Consider the following 16,523-nt stretch of genomic DNA (forward strand, 5'->3'; position numbering starts at 1 on the left):
GCATCATCCTAGACGAAAGATGCGACTCTTATGCGCACTCGCCACATTCTTATGACTATTGGAATCGCCGCAGCCGCAACAACCTTGCTCAGCGGATGTTCCGGAACCGTAGGTCTCTCCGCCGGGACTGCAAGCTCTTCAGCCCAAGTCTCGGTGCAACTGGAATACCTTCTGAATACCGAAAACGCCGGATTCGAGCTTGCCGATCAGAATAAGCGTTGGGAAAAGGAAGGCCTGACCGTAAATCTGCTCCCCGGTGGCGTCAACGCGCTCAGCGGCGCGCAGGCACTCGCAGGTGGAACCGCGCAGATCGCAGAAGTGCGGACAGAGGACCTCCTCACGGCGATCTCCCAAGGACAAGACCTCGTCGTTATCGGAGCGGTTTACCAAGACACCCCTGCCGTTATTCTCTCGGGCGCCGAGAAGCCCATAACAAACCTGTGCGATCTCGAAAACAAGCGACTTGGCGTGAGCGCGAAGGTCGGGATCGCAATCCGTAACGCCATGAAAGTCGGCGGCTGCAACGCGGACTCGCTCGCTGTCATCGCCGGCGCGGTAGACCCCCAAGCGCTTGTCGACGGGCAGGTGGACGCGGTGGCCGGTGTCGCTCCCAACCAGCAGGTTGCGCTCAAGAAGATCGGCTACAAGGCCCACCCGCTGTCCTACCAGGAGCTCGGCCTCGAGGACTACGCATACCTGCTCACCACGACACGCGAATTTGCGAACAGCCACCATGAACAACTGGTCAAGTTCCTTGGCGGACTGATTCAAGGCACCCGCGATTATGTTTCAGACCCTCAGGCCGGCGCGGACGCAGCGGTCAACACCTATGGCAGGGACCTCGGGCTCGATCCAGCGACCGCGATTCTCCAGGCAAGAGCGTGGACAGGCTTCCTGGCGAGCGACGACACCAAGTCTCATGGACTGCTTTGGGTCAATACAAACCGCCTGGCGGGCCCCATCTACACGTCCTTGAAGAAGTTCTACGGACTCGAATCCCTGCCGAAACCAACAACCTACGTCGACCTGTCTGCGCTGAACGACGCGTACAACACAGTTGGCACCGGGAACTGAACCAACGAGATCTACGACACCACGGGCGACCCGTGGGTGAATTAAGGAGCTAACGCAATGGCAACAAAGAATTTGATCCTGGGTGCGTTCCAGAAGTTTGGACCCGTGATGATGGGTGGTGATCCCTGGCGTCATCCGGACAACGAGTCCGTCGAGTACACCAGTGTCGATTACTGGACGAGGTTCGCAAAGCAACTCGACACCGCTGGGTTCGATCTGCTGTTCCTCGCGGACAGCTATGGTATCCCCATGGTTGACGGGGCGGTCACCGAGGTCTCGGTTCGAGAGGGCGCGCTCTTCGGGGGCGACCCGTTGATCACCCTTGCCGCCGTAGCAGCGTCAACCACTCATCTTGGTTTGGTCGCGACATCACCGACGACGTTCGAGCACCCCTATGCAACAGCCCGGCGGTTCAGCACCCTCGACCACCTGTCGGGCGGACGCGTGGGGTGGAACGTCGTCACCTCTTCGTCCGCAGAAAGCGCCGCCCGCATGTTCGGGCAGAACTTTACGGCACACGACCGGCGCTACGACATCGCCGACGAATTTCTCGAGCTCATCTTCTCGTTGTGGGAAGACGGGTGGGGCGACTCCGCCTTCCCGAAAGACAGAGAATCCCAAACCTACGCCCACTTCGACCAAATGCACGCTCATGACTTTGCCGGCGAGTTTTTCCGATCGTCAGGCGTATACCCGGTTGAACCCTCTCCGCAGCGCACACCGGTAATCTTCCAGGCAGGCACCTCAAAGCGTGGGCGTCAGTTCGCTGGCCGTAACGCCGAATGCGTGTTCGTTCAAGGTACGAACCCGGAATCCGTCGCTGACGCCGTCGCCGACATCAGACACCAAGCCACACTCAACGGGCGGGACCCACGGAGTCTGAAGGTCATGGTGGGTCTCACGGTCATTACCGACGAGAGCGACATGAATGCCAGGGAAAAGTTCAAGGAAATGCTCTCTTTCACCAGCGACGAGTCGGCCGCAGCAAACTTCTCACGCCTTACGGGCGTGAACCTGCTCGCTCTAGACCCATGCCGACCTCTGCCGGAAGATCTCAAGACCGAACAAGGGCAAACAAATCTGGACCGCTACCGGGGCGGACCTGGAAAACCTGCGCTCACGGTGCGCGAAATCCTTGACGACCAGAAAGCCCGCGGGACCAGGGGCCACATCATCGTCGGACCACCCGACACCGTCGCACAGCAGATCGAACAATACGTTGCGCAGACAGACGTGGACGGTTTCCTCGTCGAACCGCATCTCATGCCAGGCACCTACGATGACTTCATTTCCCTCGTTATGCCCGAGCTTCGATCACGCGGCCTGCTGCGACCGCGCACCGGCTCAACGCTGCGAGAACGTCTCTTCGAAGGAGACCCGGACGTTCAACCGCGACACCAGGCTTCCGGTCGGCTCGCCAGCTCCCGTTAGCGGCAGGCGGCGGCCGGCGCTGACCGGTCGGGCCTGGAGCACCAAACTCAAACCGAAAGGAATATTGTGACAACAAAAACTGCGTTCAATACCCGCCAATTCCGCGACGCACTGGGGCACTTCGCCTCGGGCTTGACCGTCATTTCCGGAACGGACGGTTTTGATCCTATCGGATTCACCTGTCAGTCCTTCTACAGTGTATCCACGGTCCCGCCGCTGGTGTCGTTCAGTGTCATGCGGGACTCGACGACATACCCACGGATTCGTGAGACCGGCAAGTTTGCTGTGAACGTACTATCTCACCAGCAGCACTTGGTCTCCACGCAGTTCGCCCGGCGGGGCACTGACAAGTGGGCGGGTGTCCAGTGGTCCCATAGCCCCCTCGGAAACCCGGTGCTGGAGGAAACGATTACGTGGCTCGATTGCGAACTGTGGGCTGAGCACGTAGCCGGCGACCATTTCATCGTGATCGGTGAGGTCGTGGGGCTTGGCCCAGTTGAGCCCCCGCAGGCCGACCCACTGATCTTCTTCCAAGGTGTCTACCGGTCCCTCGAAGTGACCCGGTGAGGAAGTCTTCCATGAGCATCAGCGACCCCACACAGCAACACCTGACGAGAGCTATCCGCCTGGCAGCAGAGAACGTTCTGAACGACGGCGGGCCCTTCGGCGCCGTCGTCGTCACCGCTGACGGCCGTTTCTTCGACGGCGTCAACCGCGTCACGGCCAGCAACGACCCGACAGCACACGCCGAGGTCACAGCGATCCGCAACGCCTGCACGCAGCTGGGCACCTTCGATCTCTCCGGGGCCATCCTCTACTCGAGTTGCGAGCCCTGCCCGATGTGCCTGGCCTCATCGCTATGGGCCCGGATCGACTGCGCGGTCTTCGCCGCGGATCGGCACGACGCTGCCAGCGCCGGCTTCGACGACGCCGTCTTCTACGAGTACTTCGAAACCCCGGCGGAACTGCGGCTCATGCCGGTGCACCGGACCGAGCCCGAGGGCATCAACCGGTTGGCACCCTTCCAGCAGTGGGCAGACTTCACTGGCAGGATCGAGTACTGAGGCGTGCCTTCGGGGGACCGAGCCAAGGCAACCAAGCTACTGGCGACGGCCGGCGCAGATCATCATCGTTTCGGCACCGTGACGCAGATGCCGAAGTAGTCTAAGACGGTTCCCGGTTCTACCCATTCGCCCCAGTGGAAGCCACAGTCTCGCAGGAATTGTTCGTGCGGCTGGAGGCGGCCTGGATTCCTGTCGGGAGGGATGCCGTTCGGTGGCGGTGATGCCCCTGTGTAGTCCAGCCGCCGGGCCATCGATCCTCGAAGGTGTCTTCGAGGATCGATGGATCGCCATACACTACATGCAGCTGACAGGGCACAATGGTTGCGGCATCGCCTCACTCGGCAGAGCAGTCGAAGGAAAAGGGGAGGGCGAATTTGTTCACCGCTCCGGTGTTGGGTGCGACGTCGGTGATGCAGCCTTTTCAGGCGATCATCCGCCAACCAACGAAGCCATTTCCTGGAGAACCTATCGACGTCGTCCAGGAAAGCGGCGCTGCGGATGAAAATCTGGTAGTCACCGGCATATCCGTTCCGGTCAGTCCGTGGGCGCAGTCACCGAACCTTGGAGTTCCTTCAGAATGGTGAGCCTTATGACTTCGAAGACGTTGACCCGTGCTTGGTGTCGAAAGCAACTGGGCGGCGTTGCCACGGGTTTGTTGCCCCAGCGCGTGGGGTTTCATTCCTTGCAGGAATGATGTTCATCATGCGCAAGCCGTTCACTGCCGAGGTCCGCCGTGCAGAATGGGTACTGATGTGCCGGAGCAGGCTGACACAGGTGTAGATTGTGGTTCTACGCAACCATGCCGTGGAGGTTTATCAAACGCTCCACCGGTGCTCAGTTGGCATTCCCGGCTCGGGTATTTGTGTTGGCATTGGATGCCGGCCCCGGCCAGCCGGCCTCTGGGCGGGGCCGCCACTCTAAGTGGCTGGTTGAAGAGCCTTGAGTCGCTTCCTCTCGGTACGACGCTTCTCCTGTTCAACCGGATCGGCGACCGGGGCGGACAGGAGAAGTTTCTTGGTATAGGGGTGTTCCGGGCTGGATGTGACATGCTCCCCATCCCCCCACTCAACGATTTTGCCGCGGTACATCACCGCGACGCGGTGGCTGAGGTGCCGCACGAGGGCAAGGTCGTGGGAAACGAAGAGGTATGCCACCCGCGTGCGCTCCTGGATTTCGGTGAAGAGCTCGAGAACTTCCGCCTGGGTTGAGAGGTCCAGTGCCGAAACGGGCTCGTCGCAGACGATGAGGCGCGGCTGCAGAGCCAGAGCCCGTGCAATCGCGATCCGCTGACGCTGGCCGCCGGAGAACTCCCGGGGCAGCCTGCTTGCGGCCGCCTTGTGCAGCCGTACCCTGTCGAGGAGCTCGAGCACCCTGGCTGATGCCTCGGCCCTGGGGACCTTCTGGACGGCGAGGGGCTCTACGAGGATGTCCTCGATCGTCAGGGAAGGGTTGAGCGAGGTGTACGGGTCTTGGAACACCACCTGGATCTCGCTGGACAGCGCCCGGCGTTCGCGCCTGCCCAGGTGTGCGATGTCCCTGCCGGAGTAGAGCAGCCGGCCGCCGGTCACCGGTGCAAGGCCGAGCACGGCACGCCCGAGGGTGCTTTTGCCTGACCCGGACTCTCCGACCAGACCTACTGTCTCTCCTTCTCGGATGTCGAGCGATACGCCTTGGAGGGCGCGGAAGGGCGCCTTCCGGAATCCCTGGGCCGGATACTCAACGACGAGGTCTTCGACGTCGAGGAGTTTCTTGTTCACTGCGCTGCTCCATCCGTGAGAGAGACTGCCGCTTCGCTGTCGGGGGTGAGGGGACCGCGGGCGGTCGACTCGTCCAAGATGGCACCGAAGAGTTTCTTTGTGTAGGGGTGCTGGGGCGAAACGAAGACCGACCTGACCGGACCGGTCTCCACCACCGTTCCGTTCCGCATGATGGTGACGTGGTCGCAAAGATCGGCAACGACACCGAAGTTGTGCGTTACCAGGACGACTCCCATATCGAGCTCATCGCGGAGGTCGCGGATGAGGTCAAGTACCTCGGCCTGGACCGTGACGTCCAGCGCCGTCGTTGGTTCGTCCGCTATGAGCAGGTCCGGTTTGCAGGAGACTGCTCCGGCGATCAGGACGCGCTGGGCCATGCCGCCTGATACTTCGTGCGGGTATGCATTGAAGGTCCGCTCGGGACTGGGGATTCCGACATGGGCGAGGAGCTCGAGCGCGCGGGCCTTCGCTTCTGCCTTACTTAGCCCGAGGCAGAACCGCATCGGCTCTACCAGTTGGCTGCCGATGGTGAAGGACGGGTCCAGGTTAGACATCGGTTCTTGGGGGATGTATGCGATCCGCCGCCCGCGCAGTCGGGAGAGTTCTCTGGCAGGCAGCGTGGTCAGCTCGGTGCCTTCGAAAAGGATTGATCCGCCTGTCACGGTTCCACCTTCCGGCAGCAGGCCAAGCACGGACCACGCCGTCTGGGTCTTCCCGGAGCCGGACTCACCGATCAGTCCGTGGATCTGCCCCCGCAAAACAGTGAGGGTGACATCGTGCACGACGGTCTTGGACGTGCCTTCCTTCTGGTCGTATCCAACTTTGAGTCCATCGATGCACAGCAGTTTTTCGCGGACGGCTCCGGTCTCGGCGTCTTCCGGGTGGACGACGATGATCGACTCGGCCTTCTGGGACGGGTCCGATGCCGGTGGCCGGACGGCGCTATCCCGCTTCCCGCGCGTTCGTCGGGTGCTGCGCGTCCCTTCAAGGACGTCCCGCATCGAGTTGGCCAGAAGGGCAAAAGCAATCGAGGTGACGGCGAACGCCAGGCTGGGCCAGAGCATCAGGAGCGGAGCGGAATAGATGTTCTGGAATGCATCCCCGAGGATGCTGCCCCAGGTCGGCAGCGAGAGGTCGCCCAGCCCGAGGAATTCAAGACCGCCTTGGATGCCGATCGCCATGGCAGTCACGCCGGCGGCCATGATGATCACAGGCGCCCTTACAACGGTCAGGACATGTTTCCAGATGATGCGCCAGTCGTTCAGGCCTGAAACGCGGGCCGCGTCAACGTACAGCTCGTTCCGCACAGCATTTACCGCCGAATAGACGAGGCGGTGGAAACCTGGGGAGATCAGTAAGCCGCATACGGTCATCGAGATCCACATCGACGGGCCGACGACGGCTCTGGCCGCAAGGAGGACGACGATGCCGGGCAACGCCATGATGAGTGAGGCCGACCAGTTGGACAGGGCGTCGAACCAGCCCTTGAAGTACCCGGCAACGAGTCCGCTGCTGACCCCGATGACGATCGAGACGGCGGTTGCGAGTCCCGCACCTGCCAGGGTGAAGCGGGTTCCGTGCAGCAGGCGTGAGAGCACATCCCTGCCGGCGCCGTCAGTTCCGAGCAGATGGGACGCGCTTGGAGGTGCGAGCAGGTCCTTGATCGATCCTGCGTTTGGATCGGCAGGCGAAATCAGTGCTGTGAGTGCTCCGGTGAGGACGATGACGGCCAAAACTATGACCGAGCCAAGAGCGACGGGGTCCCGCGCGAGGCGGGAGAACACAGATGTCCGGGCACTTGGGCTGTGTGCCTCGGCAGCGGACAGGTTCGGGGCGAGAGTCATTGGAGGCGCACCTTCGGGTTGATCCACCCTTGGAGGAGGTCGATGATGAGGTTGACGGCGACGACGATGACGGCGGTGACGATCACGAGTCCCATCACCATCGGAATGTCGCCTTGACTGGTGGCGGTGACGGCGATCTGACCGAGGCCGGGGATCGCGAAGACTTGCTCGACGATAAACGTGCCGCCCAGGAGGCCGATGAAGTTCAGGGCCAGAACCGACAGTGCGGGCCCGCTGGCGTTCTTCAGGATGTGCCCGTAGACCACCCGTCGGAGCGGGATGCCGCGGCTCAGCAGCGTCCGGACATAATCCTGGCGTTGCGCGTCGAGGACGGAGCCCCGGACTTGCTGCGAGACTCCGGCCACGGTACCGATGGTCAACGCGGCAACGGGAAGGGTCACCGATGAGAGCCATCCTGCGGGCGAGTCAAGGAAGGGTACGTACCCCGTAGGCTTGAACCACCCGAGGTTGACGGCGAAAACGACGGCCAGGCCCAGGGCGACGAGGAACCCGGGGATGGCGAATCCCAGGACGCCGATGACCTGCACGAGGCGGTCCACCCAGCCACCGCGGCGGGCGGCAAGGACGCCCAGCGCGAGCGAGATGAGGGCGCTGAGCAGGGTCGTGCTGATGACCAAGGCTAGTGTCACGGGAAGCCTCGCACCGAGGGCATCAGTGACAGGCTGGCCGGTGAACCATGAACTGCCCAGGTCTCCGGCGGCAGCGTGGGCCAGCCAGTCGGCGAACTGGCTCCAGAGCGGCTGGTCCAGGCCCAACGCTGCGGCCTTGTCCCGCACGGCCTGCTCGGAGGCGGACTGGCCGAGGAGGTGACGGGCGATGTCGCCGCTTCCGATGTGCAGCAGCGTGAACGCCAGCACGCAGATCACCGCCAGAAGGGCGGCGCAGAAAACGGTGCGGCGGAAGAGGAATCTCATCATTGCTATGCTCCTTCCTCGGTCGTGCTCCCGGGACATTCCCGGGAGCACGACCGGGCATTCAGGATTTGGGAACGATGTTCCAGAGGTAGGGGAAACGGTTGCCCTCTTGGACTGTGACCATCGTCTTCGAGTCCGCGACGAACATGCTCTGGGGCCGGTACCAGGTCGCGAACCATGCTTGGTCGACCACGTAGGCGTTGATCTCCTTGAGGGCCTGGTCATGTGCGGCACCGGAGGAGTTCTGTGCCTTCTGCATCAGGGCTGTCAGCTTGGCGTCCTCGTAGTGGAGCCCGTTCCAGCCCGCGGTCGGGGCGAGATACTCGTTAGCGTTGATTTCACCCTTGGCAATATCTCCGGAGAGCTGGAGATAGGCTGCCGGGAACTTGCCCGCAATGATGTCCGAAACATAGTTCGTCGCGTCGTCGGAGTACTTGACTGTGATGCCGACGTCCCCGAGCTGCTGTTGGATGATTGAGAAGAGCGAGGTTCCGAAGATCGCGGTCCACGACGGCATCTCGAGCGTGAAGCCGTCGGCGTAGCCTGCTTCGGCCAGCAGCTGCTTGGCCTTGCTCGGGTCGTAGCTGTAGCTGCTGTCCAGCGATGAATCGAAGGCCGGGGAGCCGGGTCCGTAGATCTGTTCGGTGACGGTCGCGTTGCCCTTCATGATCGCGTTGGCCAACGCCTGGCGGTCGAAAGCATAGTTGATGGCTTTACGCACGCGGACATCGCCGAGTGCCGGGTTGAGCTTGCCGCCCCGGTCGATGAGAGCCAGGCCTGCGAAGTCCAGCTCATTGGGGTATTGAGTGAACCCGGATGCCTTGACGGCCGCCAACCCGTCGAGGTTGAGCATATCCGCGGCATTGACCTGACCGCCCTTGATCGCATTGACCATGGCTGTCGGGTCACCGATGACCTTGATCACGAGGTTGTCATAGTGGACGGATTTGGCGTCCCAGTAGTTTTTGTTCCTGGTGAACGCGTAGGTGTTGCCCGCAACGGTCTTCTGCTGGTCCAGAATGTACGGACCGGATCCTATCGGGTTGGTCTTGACGTCCTTGGCGGTGAAGGTCGCCGGACTCTCCACAAGACCCATGTCCATGGTGAGGAACGTCAACAGGCTAGGGTCCGCGTGCGAGAGCTTGACTGTGACGGTCTGCGGGTCCGATGGTGTAGCGTCCTGCACGGCCGCCAGGCGGCTCTTCCCGCCTGCCTGGCCGTCCCTGTGGTGAAGGATGTTCTGTGCCACCGCCGCCGCGTCGACCTTCGTTCCGTCCGAGAAGCTGGCGTCGGTCCGGACCTTCAGTGTGAGTACGGTCTTGTCGGCGTTGTAGGACCAATCGCTTGCGAGCCCTGCTGCGATGCTGCCGTCCGGATTGGCGCGCAGGACCGTGTCGTAGACGGCTTGGTAGAACGGCGAGTCGCCTGCCCAGTCCGCGTCTGCAGCTGCAAAGGTCGACGGGGACGTGATTGCGCCGAGGGTCAGCGTGCTGCTGCTATTGGCGCCGGAGGCAGAGTTGCCGCCGCATCCGGCAATTCCTAATGCTGTGGCCGCCACCAGGGCGGCCGCCGTGAGTCGGGACAGTTTCATAGATGGTGCTCCTGTTCAGATGGGGTGATAAAAGGTACGGTCTTTGACCATGTCGGTCAGTGTGGAAGGTCCGCGGACTCATGGCCCGTGGGCAAAATGCGGGCCGCCCCACAACGCGGGTGAGTGGGCTGGCAGAGGTGATGATCCAGGCCCGGGGCGCGCGGGCTTATTCCGTGTCGGCGGTGCCGGGCAAATCCAAAGTGAGCCCGTGACCGAAGTGGAGTGCGGGTGCGGCGGTATCGAAGGGTACGTCACTGCGGCTTGCGCTGATGGCCTCCATCGAGGAGGGGAGGTCGAACGGCAACTTCCCCTGGGAACGGCGGCGCCCAAAAACAACGTCCAGGACGGCCTTGTCAGAGGCACCGAAGTCCGCGACGACGGCTGCTGCCTCCCTCAGGATCTCAGGGATGACTGCCGGCCTGTCGAGGTAGATGTCCACTACGGTGGGCAGTTGGCGGCAGAGGGCGAGGATCGTCCCGAGCTCATCCGACGCGTAGTCGAGGCGCCCGGCGTGGAAAAATTTCTCGAACATGCCGGGACGTTCCTCGTAAGGGGCCTTGATTCTCAGGACGGCCAGATCCGCCTCGGCCGGAGTGTCGACCCGGTCCGCGTATGCGGCGACAATGCCGGCGTCCATCCCCGGGGCATAGAGGCGGGGGCGAACGAGAATTGGCAGCACCGGAGTTTCAGCCCCGTTGGTCAATACTGTAATGGCGCGGCACTGCGCGTCATATCCTGCCTCGAGAAACTCCGGGCGGGCGACTGCGGCATCAGCGGCCGAGGCGTCGACGAACCGGTTGTCGAAGAGCCCGAGGACGAACTTCTCGCGCAGAAGGCGCCGTACAGATTCGTCTATCCGTGACTCAGGGATGCGCCCGGACTCGACGAGTTGGACGACCAGTTCGGGGCAGTGTTCGCCGCCGAATTGGTCGACTCCAGCCAAGATGGCTTTCTCGGTGCGTTCGATCGGGCTAAGGTGTTCGACGCCCCAGGCGCGGGCCGCCTGGGGTTCGTTCCAGCACACGGCGTCGTTGAGCAGGTTCCAGTCCGCGCACACGATCCCGTCGAATCCGTACTTCTCTCGTAGCAGGCCGGTGATGATGCCTTTGTTGAAGCCGAAGCCGACCTCCTCGTACTGCGTTCCAACAGGCATTCCGTAGTACGGCATGATTTGTGAGGTGCCGGCTTCAAAGGCCGCCTCGAACGGACGCAAGTGGTAGTCGAAGTTGTTTCCGGGGTAGACCTGCTCACGTCCGTAAGGGAAGTGGGGGTCCTCGCCGTCCTTCTGTGGACCACCGCCGGGGAAGTGTTTGGTCATGGTAGCCACACTCTCCGCGCCCAGCTGATCGGTCTGGAAGCCGCGGATGTAGGCCGTGAGCATCCTGCAGGTCAGGTCCGCGTCCTCGCCGAAGGTCCCGTTGGCCCTTGCCCAACGCGGTTCCGTAGCCAGGTCGACCTGCGGATGAAGGGCGACCCGGATACCGACAGCAAGGTACTCCCGCCGAGCGATATCCGCGAAGTGCCGGACGGTCTCCGCATCCCCGATGGCCGCAAGGCCGAGGCTCTCTGGCCATTGGGAGAACGGACCGGCGGTGAAGCTCGCTCCGGGGTTGTCCGTGAACGCGTGCCGAGGATCCGTCGAGAGCGTTACCGGGATGCCAAGACGAGTCGCGCGCGCGGCATCCTGGACCCGGTTGTGCCAGGCCGCCATCGTGGTAGGCGCGTCCCCTCCCATCACGTTGAAATGGCTCAGGCCCTTCTCGGCGATCATCTCAACCATCGCGGGGAGGTTGTACTCGTCGCTGGCATCGGCCAGCACGCCGCCGGCGCCGATCTCCACCATTTGGTGGAACATCAGACCGGCCTTCTCGGCGAGTGTCATCCGTCTCAGGAGGTCTTCCACCCGCTCTGCAACGGACCGGCCGGAGTCTTGATACAGGACCGTCCCCTCTGTTGGCTCCAGCTGATACCGCTGATCGGTGAGGCTGTTCAATGTTTTCGCTTCCTATCTGCAGTACTGGCTGCTGGTTTAGGTGCCGGTTTCGGTCAGGAGCGCCTCTGGCGCCACGGACCGTTGTCGGCGCGTGATGTCCCTCACGCAGAGATCGGCTTGTGAAGAAACCTACATTGAACACGGACCATTTGGTAGCTATTAGATTTTTGTTTACATACTGTTTACAAGTCCGGGATCAACGTCCCGGCCTCAATCGCACCCCGAACCGGCACCTATACTGGACGCGTGACAACAGAGACTGAAGAAAAGACGGGCAGTCGCGGCCCCTATGTGCAGGGGCTTGCAGCCCAGGCGCGGATCATTCGGGAGGCCGCCGACCTCTTTGGCAAGCGCGGCTACCGCGGCGCCTCTCTGGATGAAATCGCGAAAGCCTCGGGAATCAGCAAGCAGGGCCTGCTCCACCACTTCCCCAGCAAAAGACACCTGCTCGTTGCGGTGCTGAAGTACCGGGACAACATCGACCATGAAGCATGGCCCGACACCCGGGCGCTCGTCGGCGCCGAGGTCCTGGATGTCTGGGACTGGGTCGTCGAGCGCAACCTCAAGCTGGCGGGCCTTGTGCGCCTCTCGCACATCCTCGCCGCCGAGTCGTCCGGCGAGGACCACCCCGCCCTTGAATTCTTTCTGGATCACTTCGAGACTGGACGCGGGATGCTCGTCGGCGCCTTCGAGGCGGGTGTGGCCAAAGGGCAACTCCGCGCAGACGTCGACTATGAGATCGTCGCCCGCCAGGTCATCGCCATGCTCGAAGGTCTCGAGAACCAGTGGCTCATCGACCCGGAGCACGTCGACATCGTCGGAGTCTTCCGGGCCTACACCCGCCAGCTCCGCGCCCTGATCCGCGCCTGAAGAACCAAGGGACCGGCCTCCCGCCATGGAATTGGGGGTGGCGGAGCCGGGGATGCAGGATGGAGCTCTCCGCTCAATGGCGTGGTGTAAAAAGTGGGTAAACATAACCTCAATGCATACCATTCGGTCTGCATTGAGGTTATGTTGCTATCACCTACTTGAGGAGAGACCCATGCCCCGGCCCGCTTTGCCTGCCAAATCGCCAGCTCCAGAACTTCACATCCGGCTCCTTTGCCCGCAATGGCAGGGCGCCGGCTCTGCGGCCGTGCGGGAGCTCGCGCCGGGATTCGCGATCGACGGTCCTCGAGGCCATACTGCCTCCGCACGACGGCCCTACCGTGACGGCGCCGGTGAGCATGACCGATGAAGGACTGGAGATCCGCGACGGCATCGAGGCTAAAGAATCGATTCTCACCCAACTCGCGGCGGCACTTGAGTTGATCAGGGAGCACAAACCGAGCCGTATCACGACCCTCGGCGGCGAGTGCGCCGTGAGCGTCGCACCCTTCTCCGAACTCGCCCGCCGGTACGGCGAGGACTTGGCCGTCGTATGGATCGACTCACACCCCGATGTCGGAACGCCGAAGAGTCAGTACTCCGGATTCCACGCCATGGCAGTCGCCGCACTCATCGGGCACGGCGACCCCGATATACTCGCTCTCCTGCCAGCCACCGTCTCGCCTGACCACCTTGCCCTCGTCGGGCTTCACGCCTGGACCGAAGACGATTACCCGAACGCCGCCGTATGGGGCCTGACATCATTCAGCCCTGATGTCCTCCGCGGGTCGAGCAAGCCACTGCTGGACTGGTTGGCTTCCACTGGGTGCTCCCGCGTGGCGATCCATTTTGACGTCGATGCCGTCGACCTCAACGAGTTCGGCACCGGAAACGACACCGGCTTGGGCCTCGGAAACGAGGTCGGTGGCCTTGCAAGCTCTGAAGTCCGGCGTATCGTGGCCGACATCGAAAGCGCATCGGACGTAGTCGCCCTCACCATCGCAGAGTTCTACCCTCGTCAGGCGATCCGCATACAGCAGATCCTGGGCGGATTCCCCCTGCTCGCCCCGCCTCGTCCGGCGAATGACATCAACGCCAACCTCATCCACGCTGACCAATAGGAGACGCCGTGACCTTGATTGACCTCAGCCATCCGCTTGAGCATGGCGTCGAAACGTTCCCCGGTTACCCCACCCCGGTGATGCGGCACCACATCACCTACGAGGAGTCGCATGGCCAGATTGCCGAAGGTCGGGAATTCTGCGCCGACCTGATTACCTTCGTCGGAGGATCGTCGACGTATATGGATTCGCCTCGCCACATGGACCGGCACGGTAACGACATCGCCGCGCTCCCTCTCGAGCGGCTGGTTGACAGGCCCGCCGTCGTCGTATGCGCCCCCTCCAACGGACGCCGCGAGTACCAGCCCGAGGATTTCAAGGAACTGGTACTGGCCGACTCAGCCGTATTGCTCGCCACGGGATGGGACTCTTACTGGGGCACCCCCCGTTACCTGACCGGGTCTCCATACCTTGGCCCCGCAGCGGCTCACTACCTGGTTGACGCCGGCGCAGCCCTTGTCGGAATCGATGCAATTCTCATAGACGACATCGACGACCCCGCGCCAAGGCCTTTCGTCGAAGCGCACGTCAGCCTGCTCCGGGCCGGAATCCCCATAATCGAAAACATGACTAACCTGACGTCGCTGCCCGGTCATGGCGCGCGCCTGACCGCCGTCCCCGCCGCGGTCAAGGGAGTCGGTAACTTCCCGGTGCGGGCGTACGCGTCAACACACTGACCTTCGAGCCCATGACCGCGTACTTCAGGCGCCCGCTGCTGAAGTGGATGTGCTGTGTGGAGATGCGGGCGGCCCAGCACATGGCAACTCAGTCTTCAATCATCTACCACTTAGATCTTTGCTACAGTGTCGCAGGCCAATGTGCCAACATGATTCCTCAATTCTCCGCGCCATCTGTGGGGGAGTAAGTCGAGGAATCAATACCAAGAATTACGCAACATGAACAGAACAACCGGCACCTGTTTTTACGGACGCTAACGACGGACAGGACCGGCGGCTCCGCCTTCGGGTTCTGCTCTGACCAACTCGTGAGCGTTGGGGCCTCGGGGCCCATCTTTCCGTTGTACAGCAGGCAGAGCGCCCACCGAAATGACTAACTCCCAACGTTTCGGCGTCGTCAAGTCATGTCGCGCCAGCCCTCCGCCTCCATGAAGTCGTGAGCCCACACAGCTCATTCCTCTGGAACACGACGGACGGAGCACTCAATGTTGCTGGCGGCGGTAGATCCCGGGATCACACCGAATCCTAACTTTCCTTTTCTTGCCTCGTTGAAGGAGATCGGCGGTGGCATCCTCGTCGGCGCCTTCATCGTGATCGCGATCGTGGCGATCGTCGGAGCAGCGATGCTTCTGGCCGGCAAGTTGAGTCAGTCGTCGCGACTGGCGTCCGGGGGCGGCATGATCTTGCTATGGACTGGCCCAGTGGCCGCGATCCTCGGCGGGATCAACGGCTACATTCTCTGGTCCCAATCGGCATTCCCGCTCGGATTCTAGGTCTGGTCTATTATGCCAGTTCAGTGTGACCTGGATGGGTGGTGGCCGCCCGGGTGCGGGCTCGTCTCTCAGGCGAACGATGGTTTCCTGGGGGCCGTCACTGCCCTTTTTGCGAATATTCTCCAGAACATCGCGTCTTGGATCTGGTCGTTCATCACGGGTGCATTCAGCGTCTCGAACCTCGACGATTCCCAGTGGATCGCAGTGCAGGGGCTGACGAATTGGTGGGTTGTCGTCATGATGACCCCTCTTGTCATCGCTATGATCCTTCAGCTTCTATCGGGCCTGATCAGCCAACAGCCGCGCCGGTTGGTGAGGGCGCTGGTAGGTGGTGCTGCCGCAATTCCCATGGTGGCCGGAGCGGTTTTCCTCGCTCGGCAGCTCACTCATGTCGGTGACTCCGCGTCGCAATCAATCCTCGACTCCATGGGGACGGATCCGTATGTCGTGTTCATGCGGCTCTTCGGTTTCGAGCGGGCGCCAGCGGGATCCGGCCGGGACTGGAACGTTGTGTCGTTGGCCCCCGGCTCGAGCAGCGGGGCAGCCGGGGCAGTGATCGTTACGGCGATGGCCGTCATTGTCGTCTGGATTTTGGCATTCATTCTCATGTGTTCAATGATCTTCCGGTCATTCGCGCTCATCGTGCTTGCCGCCGTCGCCCCGGTCGCCCTCATGCTCATGCCGTGGGAGAAAACGAAATCCTGGGCACGACGGTGGTGCGAGATCGTCGTCGCATTGCTCCTCGCCAAGCCTCTGGCCGCGACCGTTTTGGCGGTTGCGATCAAGCTCTTCGCCGAGTCGAAGTCGTTCGCCGGTCTGGCTGCCGGTGTCGTCGGAATGACACTTGCGTGCGGCGCTCCTCTGATGGCCTTACGGCTTGTCAGTTTCGCCGGCGGGGAACTGGCGGCGGCTGCCCAAACTGCCGGCGGCGGCCATATCCTTTCGCGCAGCTCCAGCTTCACTGCAAGGCAGATCAGCCGACAAACGGGTGGCCGATTCACGCTTGCTGGCATGGCCGCCCGTTCGTCGATAACTCGCCCGATCCCGTCGAGTCGTCCGCAGTTTCCTACAACTGCATTGCCGCCCAAAGTGCCCCTACCCGGAGCGCCGATTGGTACGACGTCGCGAGCGGCTACCCGAAATGACACCCCGTTGATGCTCGACGTCGGCACATCGGCTCCCGATCCAGCCTCGCCTCGAGCGCGTGGCACCAGTGCGTCGCCGGCGACATCTGGGGCGAAGGCCCACGGATCAACTCACGGCACCATCGACGATCGACCGAAGCCTTCGGCGTCGTATCCCTCGCCTGTTCCTGAGGCCTCTCCAGCGATAGCACCGCCGGTCCCACCATCGGTCCGCTCACAAACGATTGTCCAGCCCCCCGAAGGTCGGTGAT

Annotated in this window: 15 protein-coding genes; 9 read left to right on the top strand and 6 right to left on the bottom strand. The window is 62.3% G+C overall.

Annotation, left to right across the window (positions count from 1 at the left end; all coding sequences use genetic code 11):
* The first annotated feature begins 51 nt into the window (after window positions 1–51).
* The 4 genes from ACSKT0_RS08435 to ACSKT0_RS08450 all read left to right on the top strand — a co-directional run bounded on the left by ACSKT0_RS08435 (window position 52) and on the right by ACSKT0_RS08450 (window position 3,569).
* Window positions 52–1,074: an ABC transporter substrate-binding protein gene (locus tag ACSKT0_RS08435; protein ID WP_437773314.1), complete on the top strand. Its 1,023-nt coding sequence runs from the start codon at window positions 52–54 to the stop codon at window positions 1,072–1,074.
* Window positions 1,075–1,131: 57 nt separating this feature from the next.
* Entirely contained in the window at window positions 1,132–2,505 is a 1,374-nt protein-coding gene (locus ACSKT0_RS08440) for an NtaA/DmoA family FMN-dependent monooxygenase (protein ID WP_437773315.1), read from the top strand.
* 66 nt (window positions 2,506–2,571) lie between these two features.
* Complete coding sequence (locus tag ACSKT0_RS08445) at window positions 2,572–3,072, top strand: flavin reductase family protein (protein WP_437773316.1); 501 nt, start codon at window positions 2,572–2,574, stop codon at window positions 3,070–3,072.
* An 11-nt stretch (window positions 3,073–3,083) separates the two neighbouring features.
* Window positions 3,084–3,569 carry a nucleoside deaminase gene (locus ACSKT0_RS08450; protein WP_437773317.1) on the top strand — a complete coding sequence of 162 codons (486 nt, stop codon included), beginning with the start codon at window positions 3,084–3,086 and terminating at the stop codon, window positions 3,567–3,569.
* Between the two features lie 62 nt (window positions 3,570–3,631).
* Here the strand turns inward: ACSKT0_RS08450 and ACSKT0_RS08455 are convergent, their stop codons facing one another.
* From ACSKT0_RS08455 to ACSKT0_RS08480, 6 genes are all read right to left on the bottom strand, one after another.
* Window positions 3,632–4,120: an alpha-L-rhamnosidase-related protein gene (locus ACSKT0_RS08455; protein WP_437773995.1), complete on the bottom strand. Its 489-nt coding sequence runs from the start codon at window positions 4,118–4,120 to the stop codon at window positions 3,632–3,634.
* Between the two features lie 366 nt (window positions 4,121–4,486).
* A complete protein-coding gene (locus ACSKT0_RS08460; protein ID WP_437773318.1) occupies window positions 4,487–5,326 on the bottom strand; it encodes an ATP-binding cassette domain-containing protein in 840 nt (279 codons plus the stop codon).
* Complete coding sequence (locus ACSKT0_RS08465) at window positions 5,323–7,170, bottom strand: dipeptide/oligopeptide/nickel ABC transporter permease/ATP-binding protein (protein ID WP_437773319.1); 1,848 nt, start codon at window positions 7,168–7,170, stop codon at window positions 5,323–5,325. Before ACSKT0_RS08465 ends, ACSKT0_RS08460 begins: the two co-directional genes overlap by 4 nt.
* The gene (locus ACSKT0_RS08470) at window positions 7,167–8,108 is read right to left on the bottom strand and encodes an ABC transporter permease (protein ID WP_437773320.1); all 942 of its coding nucleotides are present in this window, start codon (window positions 8,106–8,108) and stop codon (window positions 7,167–7,169) included. The genes ACSKT0_RS08465 and ACSKT0_RS08470 overlap by 4 nt, the downstream gene beginning before the upstream one ends.
* Before the next feature lie 58 nt (window positions 8,109–8,166).
* Window positions 8,167–9,696 (bottom strand): ABC transporter substrate-binding protein, encoded by a 1,530-nt coding sequence (locus ACSKT0_RS08475; RefSeq protein WP_437773321.1) that lies wholly within the window; start codon window positions 9,694–9,696, stop codon window positions 8,167–8,169.
* A gap of 166 nt (window positions 9,697–9,862) precedes the next feature.
* Window positions 9,863–11,689, bottom strand: a complete 1,827-nt coding sequence (locus ACSKT0_RS08480) for a glycoside hydrolase family 3 protein (RefSeq protein ID WP_437773322.1) — start codon at window positions 11,687–11,689, stop codon at window positions 9,863–9,865.
* A 246-nt stretch (window positions 11,690–11,935) separates the two neighbouring features.
* Between ACSKT0_RS08480 and ACSKT0_RS08485 the strand changes: the two genes are divergently transcribed.
* The 5 genes from ACSKT0_RS08485 to ACSKT0_RS08505 all read left to right on the top strand — a co-directional run bounded on the left by ACSKT0_RS08485 (window position 11,936) and on the right by ACSKT0_RS08505 (window position 16,522).
* Window positions 11,936–12,559, top strand: a complete 624-nt coding sequence (locus ACSKT0_RS08485; protein ID WP_437773323.1) for a TetR/AcrR family transcriptional regulator — start codon at window positions 11,936–11,938, stop codon at window positions 12,557–12,559.
* 356 nt (window positions 12,560–12,915) lie between these two features.
* Window positions 12,916–13,677 (top strand): arginase family protein, encoded by a 762-nt coding sequence (locus tag ACSKT0_RS08490; protein WP_437773324.1) that lies wholly within the window; start codon window positions 12,916–12,918, stop codon window positions 13,675–13,677.
* A gap of 8 nt (window positions 13,678–13,685) precedes the next feature.
* The gene (locus tag ACSKT0_RS08495) at window positions 13,686–14,354 is read left to right on the top strand and encodes a cyclase family protein (protein WP_437773325.1); all 669 of its coding nucleotides are present in this window, start codon (window positions 13,686–13,688) and stop codon (window positions 14,352–14,354) included.
* Between the two features lie 485 nt (window positions 14,355–14,839).
* Entirely contained in the window at window positions 14,840–15,127 is a 288-nt protein-coding gene (locus ACSKT0_RS08500) for a hypothetical protein (protein ID WP_078108165.1), read from the top strand.
* 12 nt (window positions 15,128–15,139) lie between these two features.
* A complete protein-coding gene (locus ACSKT0_RS08505; RefSeq protein WP_437773326.1) occupies window positions 15,140–16,522 on the top strand; it encodes a type IV secretion system protein in 1,383 nt (460 codons plus the stop codon).
* Window position 16,523: the final 1 nt, after the last annotated feature.

It is taken from the genome of Arthrobacter sp. KNU40 (genome assembly GCF_051515115.1).
GTDB lineage: Bacteria > Actinomycetota > Actinomycetes > Actinomycetales > Micrococcaceae > Arthrobacter.